19 protein-coding genes are annotated in these 21,115 nt (G+C 75.0%); 10 read left to right on the top strand and 9 right to left on the bottom strand.

The window, feature by feature from the left end; all coding sequences use genetic code 11:
- Positions 1-118 precede the first annotated feature (118 nt).
- Both erpA and ACFYON_RS16875 read right to left on the bottom strand, forming a co-directional pair.
- A complete protein-coding gene (gene erpA / locus ACFYON_RS16880; RefSeq protein ID WP_269704820.1) occupies positions 119-487 on the bottom strand; it encodes an iron-sulfur cluster insertion protein ErpA in 369 nt (122 codons plus the stop codon).
- A 139-nt stretch (positions 488-626) separates the two neighbouring features.
- Positions 627-1,787 carry a glycerate kinase gene (locus ACFYON_RS16875; protein ID WP_354869916.1) on the bottom strand — a complete coding sequence of 387 codons (1,161 nt, stop codon included), beginning with the start codon at positions 1,785-1,787 and terminating at the stop codon, positions 627-629.
- Positions 1,788-1,830: 43 nt separating this feature from the next.
- Here ACFYON_RS16875 and nadA point away from each other — a divergent pair, with 43 nt between their 5' ends.
- From nadA to ACFYON_RS16860, 3 genes are all read left to right on the top strand, one after another.
- Complete coding sequence (nadA, locus tag ACFYON_RS16870) at positions 1,831-3,006, top strand: quinolinate synthase NadA (RefSeq protein ID WP_354869913.1); 1,176 nt, start codon at positions 1,831-1,833, stop codon at positions 3,004-3,006.
- A 214-nt stretch (positions 3,007-3,220) separates the two neighbouring features.
- Entirely contained in the window at positions 3,221-4,576 is a 1,356-nt protein-coding gene (murA, locus tag ACFYON_RS16865; RefSeq protein ID WP_354869911.1) for a UDP-N-acetylglucosamine 1-carboxyvinyltransferase, read from the top strand.
- Between the two features lie 78 nt (positions 4,577-4,654).
- A complete protein-coding gene (locus tag ACFYON_RS16860; RefSeq protein ID WP_354869910.1) occupies positions 4,655-5,260 on the top strand; it encodes a DUF3043 domain-containing protein in 606 nt (201 codons plus the stop codon).
- Positions 5,261-5,337: 77 nt separating this feature from the next.
- Here ACFYON_RS16860 and ACFYON_RS16855 read toward each other — a convergent pair whose 3' ends face one another.
- On the bottom strand, positions 5,338-5,646 hold the full coding sequence (locus ACFYON_RS16855; RefSeq protein ID WP_354869907.1) for an AzlD domain-containing protein: 309 nt from the start codon (positions 5,644-5,646) through the stop codon (positions 5,338-5,340).
- Complete coding sequence (locus tag ACFYON_RS16850; protein WP_354869905.1) at positions 5,640-6,377, bottom strand: AzlC family ABC transporter permease; 738 nt, start codon at positions 6,375-6,377, stop codon at positions 5,640-5,642. Before ACFYON_RS16850 ends, ACFYON_RS16855 begins: the two co-directional genes overlap by 7 nt.
- Before the next feature lie 66 nt (positions 6,378-6,443).
- On the opposite strand from ACFYON_RS16850, the gene ACFYON_RS16845 reads away from it, so the two are divergent.
- Positions 6,444-7,004, top strand: a complete 561-nt coding sequence (locus ACFYON_RS16845) for an XRE family transcriptional regulator (protein ID WP_354869902.1) — start codon at positions 6,444-6,446, stop codon at positions 7,002-7,004.
- Here ACFYON_RS16845 and ACFYON_RS16840 read toward each other — a convergent pair.
- From ACFYON_RS16840 to ACFYON_RS16830, 3 genes are read right to left on the bottom strand one after another with little or no spacing between them, the layout of a single operon-like run.
- On the bottom strand, positions 6,988-7,965 hold the full coding sequence (locus ACFYON_RS16840) for an ATP-binding cassette domain-containing protein (RefSeq protein WP_354869899.1): 978 nt from the start codon (positions 7,963-7,965) through the stop codon (positions 6,988-6,990). The two genes, ACFYON_RS16845 and ACFYON_RS16840, sit on opposite strands and share 17 nt — an antisense overlap.
- Positions 7,962-8,762 (bottom strand): ABC-2 family transporter protein, encoded by an 801-nt coding sequence (locus tag ACFYON_RS16835; RefSeq protein ID WP_354869897.1) that lies wholly within the window; start codon positions 8,760-8,762, stop codon positions 7,962-7,964. Before ACFYON_RS16835 ends, ACFYON_RS16840 begins: the two co-directional genes overlap by 4 nt.
- Positions 8,763-8,808: 46 nt before the next feature.
- Positions 8,809-9,660: an ABC-2 family transporter protein gene (locus ACFYON_RS16830; protein WP_354869894.1), complete on the bottom strand. Its 852-nt coding sequence runs from the start codon at positions 9,658-9,660 to the stop codon at positions 8,809-8,811.
- A gap of 161 nt (positions 9,661-9,821) precedes the next feature.
- Here ACFYON_RS16830 and ACFYON_RS16825 point away from each other — a divergent pair, with 161 nt between their 5' ends.
- Positions 9,822-14,525, top strand: a complete 4,704-nt coding sequence (locus tag ACFYON_RS16825) for a WG repeat-containing protein (RefSeq protein WP_357708951.1) — start codon at positions 9,822-9,824, stop codon at positions 14,523-14,525.
- Between the two features lie 67 nt (positions 14,526-14,592).
- Complete coding sequence (locus ACFYON_RS16820) at positions 14,593-15,591, top strand: aldo/keto reductase family protein (protein ID WP_354869888.1); 999 nt, start codon at positions 14,593-14,595, stop codon at positions 15,589-15,591.
- A 51-nt stretch (positions 15,592-15,642) separates the two neighbouring features.
- Here ACFYON_RS16820 and ACFYON_RS16815 read toward each other — a convergent pair whose 3' ends face one another.
- Positions 15,643-16,437, bottom strand: a complete 795-nt coding sequence (locus ACFYON_RS16815) for a site-2 protease family protein (protein WP_128138698.1) — start codon at positions 16,435-16,437, stop codon at positions 15,643-15,645.
- Positions 16,434-16,634, bottom strand: a complete 201-nt coding sequence (locus ACFYON_RS16810; protein ID WP_354869885.1) for a hypothetical protein — start codon at positions 16,632-16,634, stop codon at positions 16,434-16,436. The genes ACFYON_RS16815 and ACFYON_RS16810 overlap by 4 nt, the downstream gene beginning before the upstream one ends.
- 175 nt (positions 16,635-16,809) lie before the next feature.
- Here ACFYON_RS16810 and ACFYON_RS16805 point away from each other — a divergent pair, with 175 nt between their 5' ends.
- The 4 genes from ACFYON_RS16805 (at position 16,810) to ACFYON_RS16790 (ending at position 21,109) form a co-directional block, all read left to right on the top strand.
- Complete coding sequence (locus ACFYON_RS16805) at positions 16,810-17,019, top strand: hypothetical protein (protein ID WP_030500114.1); 210 nt, start codon at positions 16,810-16,812, stop codon at positions 17,017-17,019.
- A 48-nt stretch (positions 17,020-17,067) separates the two neighbouring features.
- Positions 17,068-18,993, top strand: a complete 1,926-nt coding sequence (locus ACFYON_RS16800) for a bifunctional adenosylcobinamide kinase/adenosylcobinamide-phosphate guanylyltransferase (RefSeq protein ID WP_354869882.1) — start codon at positions 17,068-17,070, stop codon at positions 18,991-18,993.
- The gene (gene cobS, locus ACFYON_RS16795) at positions 18,983-19,756 is read left to right on the top strand and encodes an adenosylcobinamide-GDP ribazoletransferase (RefSeq protein ID WP_354869880.1); all 774 of its coding nucleotides are present in this window, start codon (positions 18,983-18,985) and stop codon (positions 19,754-19,756) included. Before ACFYON_RS16800 ends, cobS begins: the two co-directional genes overlap by 11 nt.
- Before the next feature lie 63 nt (positions 19,757-19,819).
- The gene (locus tag ACFYON_RS16790) at positions 19,820-21,109 is read left to right on the top strand and encodes a DUF2314 domain-containing protein (RefSeq protein ID WP_354869878.1); all 1,290 of its coding nucleotides are present in this window, start codon (positions 19,820-19,822) and stop codon (positions 21,107-21,109) included.
- Positions 21,110-21,115: the final 6 nt, after the last annotated feature.

Raw genomic sequence — 21,115 nt, 5'->3', positions numbered from 1 at the left:
ACGGCCGCCCCCCCCCCCCCCCCCCCCCCCCCCCCCCCCCCCCCCCCCCCCACCTACCCCCGCCCCCCCCCCCCCCCCCCCGCGGCCGCCCCCCCCCCCCCGCTTTCGGTCGGTCGACTCAGCTGAAGGAGTCGCCACAGGCGCAGGAGTTGCCCGCGTTCGGGTTGTCGATGGTGAAGCCCTGGGCGTCGATCCGGTCGGCGAAGTCGATGGTGGCGCCGGTCAGGTAGGGAGCGCTCATCCGGTCGACGACGACCTCGACACCGTCGTAGTCGGTGACGACGTCACCGTCGAGCGAGCGCTCGTCGAAGAACAGCTGGTACCGCAGGCCGGAGCAGCCACCCGGCTGCACCGCGACCCGGAGCCGCAGGTCGTCGCGGCCCTCCTGCTCGATCAGGGCCTTGACCTTCTGCGCCGCGACGTCGGTGAGGACGACGGTGCTGGGGGCCTTGGCCTCGGTCGACTCGGTCTGCGCTGGCGTGGTCACGTGGAAGTCTCCCTGCGCGGTATGGGTCCGGACGTCCTGGCCAACGCCGCACGTCCGCCAGTGATTCCCGGTGTGGTCCGTCTTTCGATCGTACGCCGCTCCCGGCGTCACCACCCGGCGGCGTGAGCAGCGGAACCGGTCAGCGGCTCCATTGCCGGGCCAGCCGGGCGCCGAGCGCGCGCAGCCCTTCGGCCGGGCGGGTCATCGCCGCGTCCACTCCCCCGTGTTCCTCGCCACCGAAGTGCTCGACCAGGCTGTGCGCCTCGGTCACCCCGGCCGCGGCGGCCTCCCGCCGCCCGGTGCTCACCCGTCCCGCCAGCACCACGCAGGGCACGCCCCGGTCCCGGGCGGCCCCGGCCACACCGGCGACCACCTTGCCGCGCAGCGACTGGTGGTCGAACGAGCCCTCGCCGGTGATCACCAGGTCGGCGGCGTCGAGCGCGGCGTCCAGCTTCACCGCGCGGGTGACCAGCCCGATGCCGGACTCGCACCGGCCGCCCAGCGCCAGCACCGCCGCGCCGAGACCGCCGGCCGCGCCGCCGCCGGGCAGCGCGCCCAGCCCGGACGGGCAGTCCGGCAGCCGCTCGGTGAGCACCTGCGCCCAGCGGGCCAGCGCGGCGTCCAGCAGCAGCACGTCACCCCGGTCGGCGCCCTTCTGGGGGCCGAAGACGCTGCTCGCGCCGTGCAGCCCGAGCAGCGGGTTGTCCACGTCGGTGGCGGCGACGAGCGTGGCGCCGCGCAGCCGGGGCTCGCCGTCGAGCGCGGCCACCTCGGTCAGCGCCGCGCCGCCGTACGGCAGGGCCCGGCCCGCGCCGTCCAGCGGCGTGACACCCAGCGGTACGAGCATCCCGGCGCCGCCGTCGTTGGTGGCCGAGCCGCCCAGCCCTGCCACCACCGTGCGCGCGCCCGCCTCGACCGCGGCGGCGACGAGCAGTCCCAGCCCGTACGAGGTGGTGGCCTTCGGGTCGCGTTCGGCGGCGGCGAGCAGGTGCAGTCCGCACGCCTGCGCGCTCTCCAGGTATGCCGTGCCGTCGTCGGTGAGCAGGATCTCACCGGCGGCCGGGCGGCCCAGCGGGTCGACGGTGGGCACCGGCAGCCGGCGCCCGCCGAGCGCTCCGGCGAGCACGTCGACGAACCCGGGCCCGCCGTCGGCGAGCGGCCGGACCAGCAGTTCGTCGCCGGGGGCGACGTCCCGCCAGCCCTCGGCCACCGCGGCGGCCACGTCGGGGGCCGGCAGCGTGCCGGCGAACTTGTCCGGGCAGAGCAGCACGCGCATGCGCAGCAGTGTGGCAGGCCACATCCGACGCGGCTGCGGCGCGGGCGCGCTGTGGGACCATGGGGGCGTGACTTCGACCTGGGTTGAGCCGTCCAACACCGCCACGGCGCTGCTGCTCCTCGGCCGCGGCAGCGACAGCGCCACCGAGCGTGGCGTGGAGTGTCCGGGTGATCTCCCCGCACCGAGCGACAGCGGCCTGGTGGCCCGCGCCGCCGCCGCGAAGGCCGCGCTCGGCACGAAGGTGTTCGTCCTGGGCCACCACTACCAGCGCGACGAGGTGATCCAGTTCGCCGACGTGACGGGCGACTCGTTCAAGCTGGCCCGGGAGGCGGCGGCCCGCCCGGACGCGGAGTACATCGTCTTCTGCGGCGTGCACTTCATGGCCGAGAGCGCGGACATCCTCACCTCGGACGCGCAGAAGGTGATCCTGCCCGACCTCGCGGCCGGCTGCTCGATGGCCGACATGGCGGTGCTTTCGCAGGTCGAGACCGCGTGGGACACGCTCACCGACCTGGGCATCGCGGCGGACACCGTCCCGGTGACGTACATGAACTCCTCGGCCGACATCAAGGGCTTCGTCGGCCGTAACGGCGGCGTGGTCTGCACCTCGTCGAACGCCAAGCGGGCCCTGGACTGGGCCTTCGAGCAGGGCCGCAAGGTGCTGTTCCTGCCCGACCAGCACCTGGGCCGCAACACCGCGGTGCTGGAGATGGGCTTCTCGCTCGACGACTGCGTGCTCTACGACCCGCACAAGCCGGGCGGCGGGCTGACCCCGGAGCAGCTGCGCGACGCGAAGATGATCCTGTGGCGCGGCCACTGCTCGGTGCACGGCCGGTTCACGCTCGACAGCGTCGACGACGTACGCGAGCGGGTTCCGGGCGTGAACGTGCTGGTGCACCCGGAGTGCCGGCACGAGGTGGTGAACGCCGCCGACCTGGTCGGCTCGACCGAGTTCATCATCCGGACCATCGACGCGGCCCCGGCCGGCTCGGCGTGGGCGGTGGGCACGGAGCTGAACCTGGTCCGCCGGCTCGCGCTGGCCCACCCGGACAAGCAGATCATGTTCCTCGACCGGGCGGTCTGCTACTGCTCGACGATGAACCGGATCGACCTGCCGCATCTGGTCTGGGCGCTGGAGGAGCTGGTCGCCGGTCGGGTGGTGAACCAGATCACCGTCGATCCGGAGACCGCCCGGCACGCTCGGTCGGCGCTGGACCAGATGCTCGCACTCCCGGGAGCTTGATCACCCTCGGTTACGCAGCTGGCACGGAAACGCACCGGACACCCCGGTTCGTGCCCTCCCTGGCGATGTGACCGATTCCATTTCCGTCACGGAGGGCTATGCTGCCGGGGCGACGACACACGCGGCCCGTTTTCCCATGGCCGCGTTCCGGGTAGCGATGAACTTCGTGCACCCACCACTAGACACGGCAGCACCCAACGCGCTGGAGGTTGCGTTGACCGACGACGTCCTGGTCGTACACGGAGGTACTCCGCTCGAAGGGCGGATCCGCGTGCGCGGCGCGAAGAACCTGGTGTCCAAGGCGATGGTGGCCGCCCTGCTGGGCGACACACCCAGCCGGCTGTTCGACGTGCCGCGCATCCGTGACGTCGAGGTGGTCCGCGGTCTGCTCGGCCTGCACGGCGTCAAGGTCAGCGACGGCGACGAGGAGGGCGAGCTCGTCTTCGACCCCTCCAACGTCGAGAGCGCCAGCACCGACCAGATCAACGTGCACGCCGGGTCCAGCCGGATCCCGATCCTGTTCTGCGGCCCGCTGCTGCACCGGCTCGGCCACGCCTTCATCCCCGACCTGGGCGGCTGCCACATCGGCCCGCGTCCGATCGACTTCCACCTCCGGGCGCTGCGCGAGTTCGGCGCCACTGTCGAGAAGACGCCGGAGGGCCTGCACCTGTCCGCGCCCAACGGGCTGCACGGCACGAAGTTCTCGCTGCCGTACCCGAGCGTGGGCGCCACCGAGCAGGTGCTGCTCACCGCGGTGATGGCCGAGGGCGTCACCGAGCTGCGCAACGCGGCGGTCGAGCCGGAGATCGTCGACCTCATCTGCGTGCTGCAGAAGATGGGCGCGATCATCAAGGTGCACACCGACCGGGTGATCGAGATCCAGGGCGTCAAGAAGCTGCACGGCTACACCCACCGGCCGATCCCGGACCGGATCGAGGCGGCGAGCTGGGCGGCGGCGGCGCTGGCCACCCGCGGTCACGTCGAGGTGCTGGGCGCCCAGCAGGCCGACATGATGACCTTCCTGAACATCTTCCGGTCGGTCGGCGGCGAGTACGAGGTCACCGACCTGCGCCCGCCGCGCGGCGGCGGCCCGGGCCAGGAGGGCGGCATCCGGTTCTGGCACCCGGGCGGCGAGCTGAACGCGGTGGCGCTGGAGACCGACGTGCACCCCGGGTTCATGACCGACTGGCAGCAGCCGCTGGTGGTCGCGCTCACCCAGGCCCGCGGCCTGTCGATCGTCCACGAGACGGTCTACGAGCAGCGGCTCGGCTACACCGAGGCGCTGAACACGATGGGCGCCAACATCCAGGTCTACCGGGACTGCCTCGGCGGCACCCCGTGCCGCTTCGGCCGGCGCAACTTCAAGCACTCCGCGGTGATCGCCGGGCCGAGCAAGCTGCACGCGGCCGACCTGGTCATCCCGGACCTGCGGGCCGGGTTCAGCCACCTGATCGCGGCGCTGGCCGCCGAGGGCACCTCCCGGGTGTACGGCGTGGACCTGATCAACCGCGGCTACGAGGACTTCGAGGCCAAACTGGCCGACCTCGGCGCGCACGTCGAGCGCCCCTGACCGCCCTCCGCCTTCGCTCGTCCGCGCCCGGTGCACCGTGATGTGCACCGGGCGCGGCCCGTTGGCTACCCTTGCCGCGTGCCGTCGCTGTTTCGCCGCAAGTCCGCCGACCTCGTCGAGGAGTCCGTCACCGCTGTGACGACCGACGAGGAGTCCGCCGCCCGCCCCCGGGGCTACACGCCAAGCAAGAAGGAACTCGGGCAGGTCACGCCGAAGCGCCCGGTCGCCGGTCGCCGGCCGACCGCGCCGGCCAAGCCGCTGACCAAGGAGGAGGCCCGCGCGCAGCGCCGTGCCGCCCGCGCCGAGGCCGCCGCCGAGTTCCGCCGTGAGGGCGGCCCGCGTGACCGGGGCCCGGAGCGGCTGCTGGCCCGCAACGTGGTCGACTCCCGGCGTACGATCGGCACCTGGTTCTTCGGCGGCGCGCTGATCGTGCTGTTCGGCTCCAACCAGGCCATGCCGCCGATCGTGCGGGTGCTGTCGAACGTGCTCTGGGGCGCGCTGGCCCTCGGCGTGCTGATCGACTCGGTGCTGATCTCCCGGAAGATCAAGCGGCTGGTCCGCGAGCGCTTCCCCAAGAGCACCGAGAAACTCGGCTCGCTCTACTTCTACGCGATCATGCGGTCGATCACGTTCCGCCGGATGCGCGCGCCCGCGCCCCGGGTGAACATCGGCGACAAGGTCTGACCTCGCTCGACCCGATCGGCCCCTTCCCGCCCCGGCGGTGAGGGGCCGTTCCGTGTGCGGCCGGGCCGGCGTCGTCGTCAGGCCACCCCGAGCAGGCGCAGTACCGCGGTGGTTGCCGCCGCCGCGACCACGACCAGCACGAACGGGGCCCGGCGCCAGGCGAGCAGCAGGCCGACGAGCACTCCGGCGGGCCGGGCACAGCCGGCGAAGCCGCCGGCCTCGGTGAGCGCCGCGGTCGCGGCGAGCGCGGCCAGCAACGTGGCGGCGCCGACCGGCAGCAGGTGGTGGGCCCATTCGGGCAGGTCCAGCCGGTCCCGCAGCAGCACACCGGCGACCCGGAAACCGTAGGTGCCGGCGGCCAGCGCGAGGATCACCGCGATCAGCACGAGACCTCCCCCGCGGCTTCCCGGTGGGACGGCTCGGGTTTCACGTCCGGTGCGGCGGGTGAGCGGCGGCGGGCCAGCAGCGGCAGGGCCAGCGCGGCGAGCGCGAGCAGCACCGGCAGCCCGGCCGGCAGCAGCGGGGTCGCCAGCACGGCGAGTCCGGCGCCGAGAATCGCCACCCGGCGGGTCTCCCGGTCGCGCAGGCTGGGCAGCAGCAGGGCCGCCAGTCCGGCCGGGAAGGCGGCGTCGAGTCCCAGGGCGGCCGGGTCGCCGGCCGCGCCGCCGGCGAGCACGCCGAGCGCGGTGCCGGCGTTCCAGGCCAGGAACAGCAGCACTCCGGCGAGCCAGAACGCCCGGCGTCGCTGCGGTCCGGCCGGGCGGGCCAGCGCGAACGCCGTCGCCTCGTCGGTCATCAGGTGGCTGCCGAGCAGCCGCCGCGTCGACCGGGTGCCCAGCGCACCGCCGAGGGCGAGGCCGAACGGCAGGTGCCGGGCGTTCAGGAGCAGGCCGGCGAGGACCGCCGCGAGCGGACTGCCGGCCGCGACGAGCCCGACGGCCATGAACTGGGCGCCACCGGCGTAGACGAGCGCCGACATGGCCAGCGTGGCCCACACCGGCAGGCCGGCGGCCACCGCCATGGCACCGAACGACGCGCCCACGGCGATCATCGCAGCGCCGATGGCGGCGACGTCGCGGAGCACCCGGGCGTCGCCCGTTCGGTATGCCGTACGCATGTCCATTATCCTGAACGCAGCACGCTGGTTCGTCAAACCGAACAAACCGACCGATGGAGCGAACACATGGCGATAGACCCCGCTCCCCCACTCGCCACCATCGCCGCCGCGCTGCGCCGCGAGCGCGAGCGGGCGAGCCTGTCGCTGACCGAGCTGGCCCGCCGCGCCGGGATCGCCAAGTCCACCCTGTCCCAGTTGGAGTCCGGCGCCGGCAACCCCAGCGTGGAGACGCTCTGGGCGCTCGGCGTCGCGCTGGACGTACCGTTCAGTCGCCTGGTCGAACCGCCGAGCGCCGCCGTCCGGGTGGTACGCGCCGGGCAGGGGCCGCGGATCGGGTCCGAGCACGCCGACTTCTCGGCCACGCTGCTCGCCGCCGGGGCGCCGCACGCCCGGCGCGACGTCTACGTGTTGGAGCTGGAACCCGGCGCGGTACGGCTCGCCGAGGCGCACACCCCGCGCAGCGTCGAGCACATCGTTGTCGCCGCCGGGCGGATGCGCGTCGGCCCCGAGACCGACCCGGTCGAGCTGGCACCCGGCGACTACGCCACCTTCCCCGGTGACATCCCGCACCAGTACGAGGCGCTGGCCCCCGGCACCTTCGCCGTGCTCGTCATGGAGCACCCGTGACCGCGGACGGCGCGCGGTAGAGGCGCGTCACCACCTCCTCGATGTCGGGCTCCACGATCGAGATGTCCCGCAACGTGGTCAGGCCGGCCAGCCCGGCCACCACCTCGGCGACGCTCGCCCGTTCCAGCGCGAAGACCAGCCGCCGCCCGTCCGCCTCCACCCGCTGCACCGGCGCGCCGGGCAGCACCGGCGGCTCGGGCAGCGCCGCGTCCAGCTCGGCGACCACCATGCGGCGCGAGCCGTACCGGCGGTGCAGCTCCGCGATCGACCCGTCGTGCACCACCCGCCCGTGGTCGATCACCACGAGCCGCCGGCACAGCCGCTCGATGTCGGCCAGGTCGTGCGTGGTGAGCACCAGCGTGGTGTCGCCGGCCCGGCCCAGCTCGGCCAGGAAGCCGCGCACGGCCTGCTTGCTCACCACATCCAGGCCGATCGTCGGCTCGTCCAGGAACAGCACCTCCGGGCCGTGCAGCAGCGCCGCGGTCAGCTCGCCGCGCATCCGCTGGCCCAGCGAGAGCTGCCGGACCGGGGTGTCCAGGAACCCGTCCAGGTCGAGCAGCTCCCGGCAGCGGGCCAGCCGGGCCGCGTGCGCGCCGGCCGGCACCCGGTAGACGTGCCGCAGCAGGTCGAACGAGTCCCGCAGCGGCAGGTCCCACCAGAGCTGCGAGCGCTGCCCGAACACCACCCCGATGCGCAGCGCCAGCCGCGTCCGGTCAGCCACCGGGCGCAGCCCGCACACCCGCGCCCGGCCCGCCGAGGGCGTCAGCACGCCGGTCAGCATCTTCAGCGTGGTCGACTTCCCGGCGCCGTTCGGGCCGATGTAGCCGAGCATCTCGCCGCGCTCCACCCGCAGGTCGACCCCGTCGACGGCGGTCACCGTCCGCTTCTCGCGCCGCAGCGGCCCGGCCTTCACCCGGATCGTGAACTCCTTGCGCAGACCGTCCATCTCGATGACGCTCATGACCCCGTACTCCGGTAGTGACGGACCCCGACGCGCCACGCCAGGGCGGCCAGCGCCGCGGCGACCACCGCGACGCCCGGCGCGGCCCAGCCCGCCCAGGGCGGCAGGCCGAGCGGGTCGGCGCGGCCCAGCAGCGCCAGCGCCGGATGGTAACTGACGAAGGCGAACCCCATCCCGTACGCGAACAGCGCGCGGAACCAGCCGCCGTACACGGTGACCGGGTACGAGGTGAAGTCGCGCCCGCCGTAGGTGACCGCGTTGGCCAGCTCGCCGGAGTCGACCCAGTAGAACGACACGGTGGCGGTCAGCACGAAGACCGAGCCGAAGAAGACCACGGCGGCCAGCGGGGCGACCACCGCCAGCGCGATCCGTCCCGGCGTCCAGTCGATGCCGGCCGAGGCGAGCGCAAAAATCAGCACGGCCAGCCCGAACACGGCCCGGGACAGCTTGCGCAACGGCAGGTCCATCAGCAGCAGTTGCGGCAGCGCACCGAGCGGGCGGACCAGCACGGCGTCGAAGAGGCCGGTGCGCACGTACCGGGGAAGCCGTTCGATGTTGCCGACCAGCAGGTCGGCGGTGGCGAAGCCGCACGACGACAGGCCGACCACGACGAGCGTCTCGCGCAGCGTGAAGCCGCCCAGCTCCCGCGTCACGCCGAAGAGCACCAGGACGGTGACCACGTCGAACACGGTGGCGCCCACGTTGCCGACCAGGTCCACCACGAACGAGGTGCGGTACGCCGCCTGCGACCGCGCCTGCGCCCCGAGCAGCGCCCGGTACGCCTTCAGCTCAGCCACCCTGGACGCGCTGCCGCGCTCAGCCACCCCGGACGCGCTACCGCGCTCAGCCACCCTGGACCACCAGACGGCGCTCGGCGCGGCGCTGGACCAGCCGGCACAGCGCCAGCAGCAGCACCGCCCAGCCGGCCTGCACCGCGACCAGGGTGAGACCGGTGGCCATCGGCTCGCGCTCGACCAGCACGTCCAGCGGCACCTGGAGGATGCTGGGGAACGGCGTGGCGTACCGCAGGATCGTCTCCAGCGGACCCGGCAGGAAGCCGAGCGGGAAGTAGAGCCCGGCCAGCACGCCGGAGCCGAGCGTCCACAGGATCATCGGGCCCCGCACGTCCTGCAACCAGTACGCGGCGGCGTTGACCAGGTAGCGGCAGCCGAAGCAGACCACCACCGCGAGCAGCGCGGAGAGCAGGAACAGCGGCGCGGTGGCCCAGTGCCGGGGCACGTACACGGCGAAGAAGAACGGGCCGATCACCAGCGGCGGCACCAGCCGGGCCAGCGACGCGAACCCGGCCCGGCCCAGGTCGGCGGCGAGGTAGCTGGTCACCGGGTGCACCGGCCGCAGCAGGTCGGCGGCCACCTCGCCGGTACGGATCCGGTCGGCCAGATCGGTCCAGCCCCAGACGGCGATGACCGCCAGCAGCCCCTGGCCGGCCCAGACGAACGTGGCGAGCTGCGCCCGGTCGTAGCCGGCCACGGTGCCCGCCGCGCCTGCCGCCGCGAGGAAGATGTAGCAACGCAGAAAGCCGAACACGGTGTTTGTGCACAACCCCGCCACGGCGGCCTGCCGGTAGGTGGCGTGCCGCCGGAACCCGGCCGCCGCGATCGCGCCGAATGTCCGAAACCATGGGGTAACGTGTGCGCCGGTAGGTGGTGCGACAGTGGCGGTGACCGAGCCCACGCCGTTACCCTCCTTCCGCAGCCACGACGTGCTGGACCGGGCGACTCTACCGGTACGTCCGGGCCCCAGCGCGAGAATTTCCAATGAGGTGACACCGCCGTGAGCGAGCGACGCGAGCCGGCCCCGGGGCCGTCCCGCGCGAGCGGCGGGAGGGGTTGCCGATGAGCGGCTGGGGTGGCTGGCGCGAGCCGGCCGAACCGGCCTGGGCCGCCGAGCCCACCCACGAGTGGCAGCCGCAGTTCCCCGGACAGCGCTACCCGGGTGACATCGGCATCGAGAACCTGACTCCGCCCCGTCGCGCCGTGGTCGGCCGGGCCGAGGTACGCCCGGTCAACCCGGCCGCTCCCCATGACGCGTACCCCGTCAGCCCGGCTGGGCCGCACGACTCGTATCCCGTCAGCCCGGCCGGCCCACACCGCCCGTACCCGGTGAGCCCGGCGGGCCCACACGGCACGCACCAGGTCAGCCCGGCGGGCCCGCACGGCACGTACCCGGTGAGCCCGGCGGGTCCGCACGGCACGCATCCGGTGAGCCCGGCCGGGTCGCGCCGGGTCGATCCGGTCAGTCCCGCTGGCGCGCACGGCACGTACCCGACCAGTCCGGCCGGTCCGCGCGGGGCCGAGTCGAGCGGTCCGCCGGCTTCACGCGGGGCGTACCCGGCCGGACCCGTGGGTCGCGGCGGGCCGCGCCCCGCCGGTGCCGCACCGGACGACCGGCGTGGACACCCGGACGGACCCGCCGCGGACGGCGGGCGGCCATGGCCGGAGGACCGGCGCCGCCCCGGGCCGCCGGTGCCGCCCGAGCGTCTCGACCAACGCTGGACGCGCCCCGACGCCGCGCCGCGCCGGCCGTCTCAGCCCGGCTGGATGCCGGAGCCGAACGAGTTCCCGCACGCCGCCGACCGCCGGGCCGATCGCCCGCACCCGGCCGAGGGCCGTCCGGCCGCTTCGGGACAGCGGTGGGGCGCCGCGCCCGACGCTCGGCCCGACCACTCCCCCACCGGGCGTCGCGAGTCTCCGTCCGACGGACGCCGTGGCGTCTTCCCGGACGACCGGCGGGAACCCCCGTCGGACGGACGGCGTGACCACGGCACCGGGCGCCCCGTCGACCGGCGCGACGGCGCTGTGACTCCGCCGGTGCGGGGCGCGGCCGGATGGGTCGGACCGGCCCGTGACGGCCGGCGCGAGCCGCACCGTGACGGCTGGCAGGAGCCGGACCGCCGCCCTCCGGGGGACCGGCGCGAGCCGGTGGACGGCCGTACGCCAGTGGACGGCCGTATGCCAGTGGACGGCCGTACGCCAGTGGACGGTCACGCGCCGGGCCGGGAGGCCGCCGCGCACCCCGAGACCCGGCGTCGCGCGCCGGAGAACGGGCGGTCCCAGACCGAGCCGCCCGATCGCTACGGCACGTCGCGTCCCGCCGCCGACCAGCGGTGGCAGGGTCAGCGCCAGCCGGTCGACCGGCCCCGCCCGCACCAGGGCGAGTGGCCGATCGTCGAGCCACGTTCCCGCCCGGAGCCGGATCCGCGGCAGCCGGACGACCGCCGGCACCCGTCCACGGACCGGCCCGCGGCGCCGCGTTACCCGATGCCGCCGTCCGAAGCCGCCCGAGCCGACGTACGCCACCCGGAACAGGGCGGTTCCGGCCGTCCCGGCTCGCGGGACACCCGGCCGGCCGATCCGGGCGACCAGCTCGACCTCGCCGGTTCCCGCGACGAGCCGCGCTCCCAGCCCTCCGCCACCCGGCCGCCCACCGCCCCGTCCCGCCCCGAACCCGGTCGGCCGCAGCCAGACGTCACCGTCCGCCCCGAGGCCCGCGCCCAGCAGTGGCCGGCACGCCCCGACGGGCACCGGCCGGGATCACCCGACCGGGGTCCGGCGCCGCCGGACGTACGCGGGTCGGCACCGCCGGATTCGCCCAGGTCCGCGCCGCCGGCGCAGTGGCCGGTACGGCCGGCCGCTCACCCGCCGGCCCCGGTCGGCGACGCCCCACCATCCCCATCTCCCGCGCCGGGGGCCGGCGCGCCTGTCGCGACCGCCCCGGCTCCCGGCGTGGTCACACCCATGCCGCCGCGTGCCGGCGTGCCCGCTTCCAGCCCGCCCGCCTTCGAGGCGCCTGCTTCCGACCCGCCCGCCTCCGGCGCGTCCGCTCCCGGCGGACGGGGTGCCGGCGGCACCGAATCGGCAGACCGGACCGAGGACGCGACCCGGCCGACGCCGCCGCAGGACCGGGCCGAAGGCGCGACCCGACCGGCATCACCGCAGGACCGGACCGGCGATCATCACGGCCCGCCTTCCGCCGAGCGGGCGATGCCCACGCCCCCGGGCTCGGTGGAGCGCCCGGTCGCCCCACCGGTCCCGATCGTGCCCCGGCCCGCCGCCGAGGCGGACGCGACCGAGCAGCCCAACGCCGAGGCGGACGCGACCAGCCGGCCCGAGGCCGCGGTGCCCGGCGTGGTCGCGCCGGGCACGGATGCCGATCGTCGGCAGTCCGAAGTAGCCGCCCTGCCCACACCGGCCATCGAGGCCAACCGTCCGGAGGGCGTCGTGGACGCCGCAACGACGGCGGGCACGACACGGCGTGAAACCGGGGCGACCACCGGCCGCCCTGTCGAGCCGTCGGAGCGGGCGGAGCACGGACCTGCGGACAAGACCTCTCCGGTCACGGCCTCCGGCCCCGAGGCGTGGTTCCGCCCGAGCCAGCCCGCACCCCCGCCCTCGCAGAACGCGGAACCGCCAGAGATCTTGGAAGGTTCCGGCCCTCCTGGGGGCCCTTTCCTACCAAGATCTTCGACGGACGGGGCCGAGCCGGCGACCGGCGATGCCGCGCCCGCCGCGCGGCAACCCGGCGACGACGTGGTGGCGCCGCCCGCCGGTGCGGCGCCTTCGGGTACGCGCTCGCCCGCTGAGGACCAGCCGCAGGCGATGGGGGCCTCGACGACGACGTCCGACGCGCCTACGGCAGACGCCGCGGCGACGCCTGCCCCCGCGGCCGGGCACCCGAGCACGCCGGCCCGCCCCACCGGCGACGAGCAGGCCACGCCAGGCGGCGCGCCCACGGTTCTCGGGAACGCCGACCCCGGGAACGCCGACCGCGTATCGGCAGGCGGCACGCCGGGATCGGCCGACACCGGTCGTGCCGATGTCACGCGCACCGGCCCCGCAACGGGCGACAGGCCCGGCGGCACTGCGGATCCGGTCGACGCCGGCCACGCCGACGTGACGCCGGCCCGGCAGGTGGCCGACGACGAGCCCGCGCCCAGCCGCACCACGACCGGCGCTACCGCCCATGCCGAAGCCGACGACGCCACGGGACCTGCCGGCGTCGGCCACACCGGTGTCGCCCCCACCGAGCCCGCACCCGGCGACGAGCCCGCCGATACGGCCGAACCCGCCGGCACGCCGCAGGACACCCCGGTCACGCCCGCCGAGACGGCGACCGACGAGCCCGGCGCCGAACCGGAGCACGGCCGCGAGCGGGCAGCACGACCGGAGCCGGCCGGTCGGACCGACGACGCGCCGTCTCCGCGTACCCCCGAGCCGGCGACGCCGCCCCCGGCGGACCCGGAGCAGGCCCTCGCCGCTGTCGCCTGGCGGCTGGACCCGCGGGCGCTGCGCGAGGAGGCGCCCGATCCGGCGCGGTTGCGGGTCATCCGGGACGGGCTGACGGGCAAGCTGGACACGGCGCTCGACAACCGCAGCCGGGCCCGGCTGCTCAGCTTGCGCGCGGTGGCGTCCCGCGTGCTGGGTGACCTGGACGACGCGCTGGACGACGCGCGGCTGGCCGTCACGTACGCCGAGGCCACGGGCGAGTTCCGGCGGACCGCGATGGCCCGCGCGCGGCTCGCCGAGGCGCTGCGGTGGCGGGGTGACCACGCGGAGGCGGACCGGCTGTTCGCGGAGGCGAACTCGCCGGAGCTGCCGGACCGGCTGCGCGCGCTGCTGCACGAACACGCCGGGCGGTGCTGCTACGACCAGGGCCGGCTGACCGAGGCGTGCCTGCACTTCGAGCGGGCACTGGACCTGCGTCACGGCGAGGACGCGCAGTTGAACGGCCGGGTCGAGATCGCGCTCGCGGCGGTCGCCGAACGGGCCGCCGCCGACGGCTTCGGGCCCGCGCCGCGCCGGCCCGAGGAGGTGCTCGGCACGCCGCGGCCGCCGGTGGCGACGTTCGACGAGGAACAGCAGCTCTGGGGGTACGCGGACGCCGACGGCGAGATGGTCGTCGCGCACCGGTACGCCGAGGCGCAGCCGTTCCACGAGGGAGTGGCCTGGGTACGGCGACCGGAGGCGTCCCGCTGGGCGCTGATCGACACGTCCGGCGCGGCGCTGATCGAGGCGAACAACGGCTACCGGTCGGTGCTGCCCTTCTCCGACGGGCTGTCCTGGGTGTCGATGGACGGCAAGAGCCGGTGGATGGCCGTCGACCGGATGAACATCGTGAAGATCCCGCCCGGGTACGAGGAGGCCCGGCCGTTCCGCAACGGCCTGGCGGCGGTACGGCAGAACGGCGGCTGGGGCGCGGTGAACCTCGCCGGCGAGGTGGTGGTGCCGACCCGCTACCACCGGATCGGCATGCCGCCGGTGGACGGGCGGGTGGCCGACGGGTTCACCGCCGACGGACTGGCGGTGGTCGAGCTGGCCGGCCGCCGGGGCGTGGTGGACCGGACCGGCCGGGTGGTGGTAGCGCCCGCGTACCCGACGGTCGTGGTACACCCGGTGGCGTTCCTGTTCACCATCGAGTCGGGCCGGTGGGGGGCGCTGGACCGGCGCGGCGAACCGCTCATCGACCCGGTGCACCCGGGCCGCGCGGCCGTGATCGAGGAGATCGACAGGCTGCTGGCCGATGCCAGCCCGGTGCTCTGACCTGTGCCTCACGCCGCCGGGGAGCGCCGGACGGCGTCCGGGACCGGGCGGGTCTAGGGTCGGGAGCATGGAATTCCGTCACCTGGGCCGCTCCGGCCTGATGGTCAGCGAGATCTCGTACGGCAACTGGATCACCCACGGCTCGCAGGTGGAGGAGGACGCGGCGGTCGCGTGCGTCCGCGCCGCCCTCGACAGCGGCATCACCACCTTCGACACCGCCGATGTGTACGCGGGCACCCGCGCCGAGTCGGTGCTCGGCCGCGCGCTCAAGGGCGAGCGTCGCGAAGGGCTGGAGATCTTCACCAAGGTTTACTGGCCGACCGGTCCCGGCCGCAACGACAGGGGCCTGTCCCGCAAGCACATCATGGAGTCGATCGACGGCTCGCTTCGCCGTCTCCAGACCGACCACGTGGACCTCTACCAGGCCCACCGCTACGACTACAGCACCCCGCTGGAGGAGACGATGGAGGCATTCGCCGACGTCGTCCACTCCGGCAAGGCGCACTACATCGGCGTCTCCGAGTGGAAGGCGTCGCAGCTGCGCGAGGCGCACACGCTGGCCCGTGAGCTGCGCATCCCGCTGATCTCGAACCAGCCGCAGTACTCGATGCTGTGGCGGGTCATCGAGACCGAGGTCGTCCCCACCAGCGAGGAGCTGGGCATCGGCCAGATCGTCTGGTCGCCGATGGCCCAGGGCGTGCTGTCCGGCAAGTACCTGCCGGGCCAGCCGCCGCCGGCCGGTTCCCGCGCCACCGATGAGAAGTCCGGGGCCGGGTTCATCGCCCGGTTCATGACCGACGACGTGCTGACCCGGGTGCAGCGGCTCAAGCCGCTGGCCGAGCAGGCCGGGCTGACCATGCCGCAGCTGGCCGTCGCGTGGGTGCTGCAGAACCCGAACGTCTCCTCGGCGATCGTCGGCGCGTCCCGGCCGGAGCAGGTGCACGACAACGTGAAGGCGGCGGGCGTGAAGCTCGACGCCGATCTGCTCAAGGCGATCGACGAGATCGTCGAGCCGGTCACCGAGCGGGACCCGGCGAAGACCGAGAGCCCGGCCCAGCGTCCGTGACGTCGCGTCGTTCCCGGGCCGGTTCGCGCCGGCCCGGGAACGACGGGCCTGCTACTCCCAGAAGCGGATCAGCGCGTAGCCGATCTGGTAAAGCTCGCGCGGCAGGCCGAGCGCGTCGCCGACGGCGAAGACCGCGCCGAAGAACGCCCGGTTGATCTGCGGGCTCCACAGCAGCGCGAACAGCAGGATGAAGCCGTACGGGGCGAACAGGTCGTACATCCGCCGGTAGGCGGGACTGAGCCAGGGCTGGAGCATGTTGCCGCCGTCCAGGCCCGGCACCGGCAGCAGGTTGAGCACGCTGGCGGTGAGCTGGAGGAACGCGAGCAGCCCGACGCCGGCCCAGAACTCCAGCGGCCCACCCAGCTCGGGGCCCCACGCCACCGCCGCCACCAGCACCAGCGTGAACAGCACGTTGGTGGCCGGCCCGGCCAGGCTGACGAGCGTGTGCCGCAGCCGGCCGGGAATGGCGTGCCGGTCCACCCAGACCGCGCCACCGGGCAGGCCGATGCCGCCGAGCAGCACCACGACCACCGGCAGCACGATCGACAGCAGCGGGCTGGTGTACTTCAGCGGGTTGAGCGTGAGATAGCCGCGGTGTGCGATGTCCCGGTCACCGGCCCGGTACGCGACCACGGCGTGCGCGTACTCGTGCAGGCAGAGCGAGACCAGCCACCCGGAGACGACGAAGAGGAACACGTCGAAGCCGACGTTGCCGTACCGGTTCCAGGTCATCACCCCGGAGGCGACGAAGAGCGCCACCAGGGCCAGGAAGATCGGGCTCGGCCGGAACGCCGCCCGGGGCACGCCGAGGACCAGCGGCTCACCCGGGCGGTCGTAGCCGGTCATTCGGCCGGGGGTTGCAGGCTCATCCGGTAGTCCACCCGGTCGTCCTCGACAAGCACGACCGTGGTGACGCCGGATGTCGCGAGCTCCCGCCAGGTCTGGCCGATCCACGACTCGGCGTCCGCCTGGCTCGGGAACGATTCGTCGGGTCCGTCGACCGCGTCGCCGTTCGCGCCCTCGTACCGCCAGCTCCACGCCATGCCGCGTCTCCCCTCGCCGCCGTCGCCCCGCAGGACGCCAAACCTCCGCAAGCCTAGTCGCCCGCCCACGACGCTTCACCCCTCGACCGGCGCGGGCCGACGCGCGGGTGCCCGCAAGGTTCGGCCGTCACCAACGGGGTATCCACGACGGACGTCGTCAGCGAGGGAGGACACCATGCGGCCGTTGCGGGAGATGGACACCGAGGAGGTGCGGGCGATGGCGGTACGCGGCGGCATCGAGGCGGCCCACGAGATGGACCGGGAGGAGCTGCTCGACGCGCTCCTCGCCCGCCCCGGCGAGGGAGCCTGGCAGGAGGATCCGAAGCCGGTTGACGTGAATCCCAACGACTATCGCTTCGAGGCCCCCGAGCGCCGACCGCGATGAGCCACCTCTCACTGCCCCGCCCGGGCGGCGGCATCTAAGGTACGGGGCATGTCCGTTGACGGGTGGCACACCCTCCTCGTGCTCGGCGGTATCCGCTCCGGCAAGTCCGAATTCGCCGAGTCACTGGTCGCCGACGCGCCCACGGTCCGATACGTGGCCACCGCCCCCGCCGGGGACCCGGAGGACACCGAGTGGGCGACCCGCCTCGCGGCGCACCGCGCCCGCCGGCCGGGAAGCTGGACCACCGAGGAGACCGCCGCGGATCCGGGCCGGCTGGTCGAGGTGATCGCCACCGCCGGACCGAACGAGACGCTGCTCGTGGACGACCTGGGCGGCTGGGTGACGGTGCTGCTCGACCCGGCCCACCAGCCGGCTGACGACACCGCCACGATCACCGAGCTGGCCACGGCGGTGCGCTCCAGCGCGGCCCGGGTGGTGCTGGTCAGCCCGGAGGTGGGTCTGTCCCTGGTACCCACCACGCCGCTGGGCCGGGCGTTCACCGACGCGCTCGGCGCGACCAACCGCGCGGTCGCCGACGCCTGCGACGCGGTCGCGCTCGTGGTCGCCGGGCAGGCCGCGTGGCTCAAGCCGGCCGCGCCTGCGCACGCCGTGCCGCTCGCGGCCACCTCCCCCGAGGCCGCACCGAGCCGTGGCGCAGCCCTCCGGCCCGCGGCCCTCCAGCCCGCACCGAGGCAGACCGCGACAACCGGAGCCGTACCGGCCGATCTCGGCGCCGGGGACGTGACGCTGCCCGAGGTGCTCACACCCGCCGCCGCACCGGTGCCCGCACCGGCCACCCCCGGAGCACCGGATACCGGCGACTGGGCCGCGCCGACCATGGCGCTGCCGATGATCGCCACCGGCCTGGTCATCCAGCCGGGCATGGAACTGCCGATGCCCGACGACTACACCGGGCCGCAGGCCGTCGACCGGCTCGCCACCCTCGACATCCCCGGCGCCGGCCTCGGCGTGCTCGAACAGGTGGTCGGCTTCGCCGCCGCCACCCAGGGCACCTCGACGCCGCGGCCGTGGGACTCGGTTCGCGTACTGCTGATCCGGGGCGACCACGTGGGCGGCGCGTCGGCCGGCGCGACGACCGGTGAGTCGGACCGCCGCGCCCGGCAGGCCCGCGCCGGCCGGGGCGCGCTGGCCCGGCTCGCCGCCGAGAACCGCGCCGGCCTCCAGATCGTCGAGGCGCCCGCCTCGGCGCCGATCGAGGACGGTCCGGCCCTGTCCGCCGACGAGGTGGAGGCGGCGCTGCGCTACGGCTGGCGGCTCGCCGAGCAGGCCGCCGACGCGGGCGTGCAGTTGCTGGTGCTCGCCGCGTGCGGTGCGGGTGCCGAGGCCGCCGCCGCGGCGGTGCTCGCGGCCACCGCGGGCGCGGAGCCGCCGACGGTGCTCGGCCGGGTGGTCACCGAGCAGGGCGAGATCGACGACGCCGCCTGGATGGTCCGCTGCGCGGCGGTGCGGGACGCGCTGCACCGCACCCGGCGCTCCGCCCGGGAGGCGAAGGACGTCCTGGCCGAGCTGGGCGGCGGCGACATCGCGCTGGCCACGGGCGTGCTGCTGGGCGCCACCGCCCGTAAGGTGCCGGTGCTGCTGGACGGGCCGGTCGGCGCCGCCGCCGCCATGGTCAGCCGCGATCTGGCCGGCCAGGCCCGGCACTGGTGCCTGCTGCCCGACCACGGCGGTCGTCCGGGCGTGCGGCTCGCCGCCGACGTGCTCGGCCTGACCCCGCTGGTGGACCTGCGGCTGGACCTGGGCGAGGGGGCGACCGCGCTGGCCGCGCTGCCGCTGCTGCGCTCCGCGCTGACGCTCGCCGCCACGCTGCCGGTGCACCCGTCGCTGGGCGGCCCCGACGACGACGAACAGACCGGCGACGACGCGGACTTCGCCGAGCCGGAGCCGGCCGGGCCGGGACCGGCCACGACCGGGTCCGACGAGCCGGTCGCCCCCGGCCGACGTGCCGACTGAGGCACGGCTCGCCGACGGCATCCGGCTGGCGCTCACCACGTTCACCACCCTCCCGGTACGCGCCGGACGCGTCGACCGGGCCGCCGCGGGCACCGCGATGGCGCTCGCCCCGCTGGTCGGCGCGCTGCTCGGCGTCGTACTCGGCGGGGTGCTGCTGCTCACCGGCACGCTCGCGCCACCACTCGTCGCCGCCGTGGTCACGGTGGGACTGGGCGCGCTGCTCACCCGGGGCCTGCACCTGGACGGGCTGGCCGACACCGTGGACGCGCTCGGCTCGTACCGGCGCGGTCCGGCCGCGCTGGAGATCATGAAGCAGCCGGACGTCGGCCCGTTCGGGGTGGTCGCGCTGGTGCTCGTACTCCTGCTCCAGAGCGCGGTGCTCGCGGAGCTGGCCGGCCGGGACGCGCTCGCCGCGCTCGCCGCCGTGGTCGCGGCCACCGCGGCCGGGCGGCTCGCCGTCGGCCTGGCCTGCCGCCGCGGCGTGCCGGCGGCCCGGCCGGAGGGCCTGGGCGCGCTGGTCGCCGGCACTGTCGGGTGGGGCGCGCTGGCGCTCGGCGCGCTCGCCGTCGCGCTGGCGGCCGTGCCCGCCGTACCGGACCGTCCGTGGCAGGGGCCGCTCGCCGTGCTCGGCGCGCTCGCCGTCGCGGCCGGGCTGCTCCGGCACCTGGTACGCCGCTTCGGCGGCATCACCGGCGACGTGCTCGGGGCGCTCGTGGAGGTCGTCACCACGCTGTCCTACCTGGGACTGGTGCTGACCGGCTGAACGTCACCGGTCCGGGCAGGTAGCGTTCGGGGCGAGTGCACCGGCACGGTCGAGGGGGACGGCATGCTCATCACGGACGACTTCCTGCCGGTACCGGTGCCCGAGTCGCTCGACGCGACCTACCTGGTGCCGATCACCGGGCTGCCGAAGGTGAGCCCGAAGACAGCTGTGGAAGGGCTGGCCGGCCGGCTCGCCGAGCCGGTGCACGGGCTCGCCCGGCAGATGCTCGACAGCCCGCTGATGACCGTGGACACCCGTACCGTCGACGAGTTCCCCGAGCTGCCGCCGGACCTGCTCACCGCGTTCGGCGCCACCGAGGAGCAGCTGGCCCGGCTGGCCGCCGCCACCCACCTGGTGGTGGTGCAGGCCGAGTACCGGCCGGGCTGGCCGCCCGCGCACGAGTGGGCTGCCCGCGCGGTGGCCGCGGCGGTCGCCGAGACGGTCGGCGGGGACGTGGTGGACGTCTTCGGGCTCCAGTTCCTCGACCCGGCCACGGCGTTGCGCTCGCTGCCCGACGAACAGGGCCGGATCCGGCTCGTCGACTGGGTGCTGGTGCCCTACTCCTCCGACACCGACGGGCTCTGGTTCACCACCAAAGGGCTGCGCCGGTTCGGGCTGCTGGAGTTGCAGGCCCAGGGCGTACCGGACCATCTGACCCGGGCGTGGGGCGCGGTGATGACGGGCGCGGCCCGGCGGCTGCTGCGGGACTGGACCGACGGGCTCACCGCCGAGGAGGTGCCGGCGTTCGTGCAGCTACCGGTGCTGGCCACGGTGACCGGGCACGACATCGCCGTGGCGTACGGCAATCCGGAGCAGCACGGCGCGACCGCGCCGGTGCTGCTGCGGCTGGAACTGGACCCGGCCACCGACCCGGACGCGGACTCGTTCCTGAGCCTCAACCCGCCGCCCGGGCATCCGGGGCCGCCCGGCCGCTACTTCGCCGCCGCCTGCGCGACGCTGTTCAACGGCATCCAGCCGGACGTCCGCTACACCCGCACCGGTGACGCGATGAGCCGCGCGGTGGAGACCGCCCGGGAGGCGCTCGGCGACATCCGGGCCCGCTTCCTGGCCGGGCGGCTGCCCGAGGAGAGCCAGCTCGTGGTCAAGTACGGCCTGCCCGGCGACGACGGCCCCGAGTACGTCTGGGCCGGGGTGACCTCGTGGGACACCCCGGAACGGATCGTCGCGGCCAGCGCCAGTGACGCCGACACCGACCCGAGCGTGCGGATCGGCTCGCCCGTCGTGGTGGAGGCGTCGGACGTGGTCGACTGGGCGGTGCTGGACGGCACCGGCGTGCTGGAGGGCGGCTGGACGCAGGCGGTCCTCGACGCCGGCGAGCGCGGCGAGGGCTGACCCGCC

The organism is Micromonospora sp. NPDC005686 (assembly GCF_042871665.1).
Lineage (GTDB): Bacteria > Actinomycetota > Actinomycetes > Mycobacteriales > Micromonosporaceae > Micromonospora.
This window is presented reverse-complemented; position numbering and strand designations above follow the sequence as displayed.

Excerpts from the sequence above, each read along its gene's own strand:
- ACFYON_RS16875 (WP_354869916.1), bottom strand. The coding sequence starts at position 1,787 with ATGTGGCCTGCCACACTGCTGCGCATGCGCGTGCTGCTCTGCCCGGAC.
- ACFYON_RS16850 (WP_354869905.1), bottom strand. The coding sequence starts at position 6,377 with ATGCGTACGGCATACCGAACGGGCGACGCCCGGGTGCTCCGCGACGTC.
- ACFYON_RS16845 (WP_354869902.1), top strand. The coding sequence starts at position 6,444 with ATGGCGATAGACCCCGCTCCCCCACTCGCCACCATCGCCGCCGCGCTG.
- ACFYON_RS16840 (WP_354869899.1), bottom strand. The coding sequence starts at position 7,965 with ATGAGCGTCATCGAGATGGACGGTCTGCGCAAGGAGTTCACGATCCGG.
- ACFYON_RS16825 (WP_357708951.1), top strand. The coding sequence starts at position 9,822 with ATGAGCGGCTGGGGTGGCTGGCGCGAGCCGGCCGAACCGGCCTGGGCC.
- ACFYON_RS16820 (WP_354869888.1), top strand. The coding sequence starts at position 14,593 with ATGGAATTCCGTCACCTGGGCCGCTCCGGCCTGATGGTCAGCGAGATC.
- ACFYON_RS16815 (WP_128138698.1), bottom strand. The coding sequence starts at position 16,437 with ATGACCGGCTACGACCGCCCGGGTGAGCCGCTGGTCCTCGGCGTGCCC.
- ACFYON_RS16810 (WP_354869885.1), bottom strand. The coding sequence starts at position 16,634 with ATGGCGTGGAGCTGGCGGTACGAGGGCGCGAACGGCGACGCGGTCGAC.
- ACFYON_RS16805 (WP_030500114.1), top strand. The coding sequence starts at position 16,810 with ATGCGGCCGTTGCGGGAGATGGACACCGAGGAGGTGCGGGCGATGGCG.
- ACFYON_RS16800 (WP_354869882.1), top strand. The coding sequence starts at position 17,068 with ATGTCCGTTGACGGGTGGCACACCCTCCTCGTGCTCGGCGGTATCCGC.
- ACFYON_RS16790 (WP_354869878.1), top strand. The coding sequence starts at position 19,820 with ATGCTCATCACGGACGACTTCCTGCCGGTACCGGTGCCCGAGTCGCTC.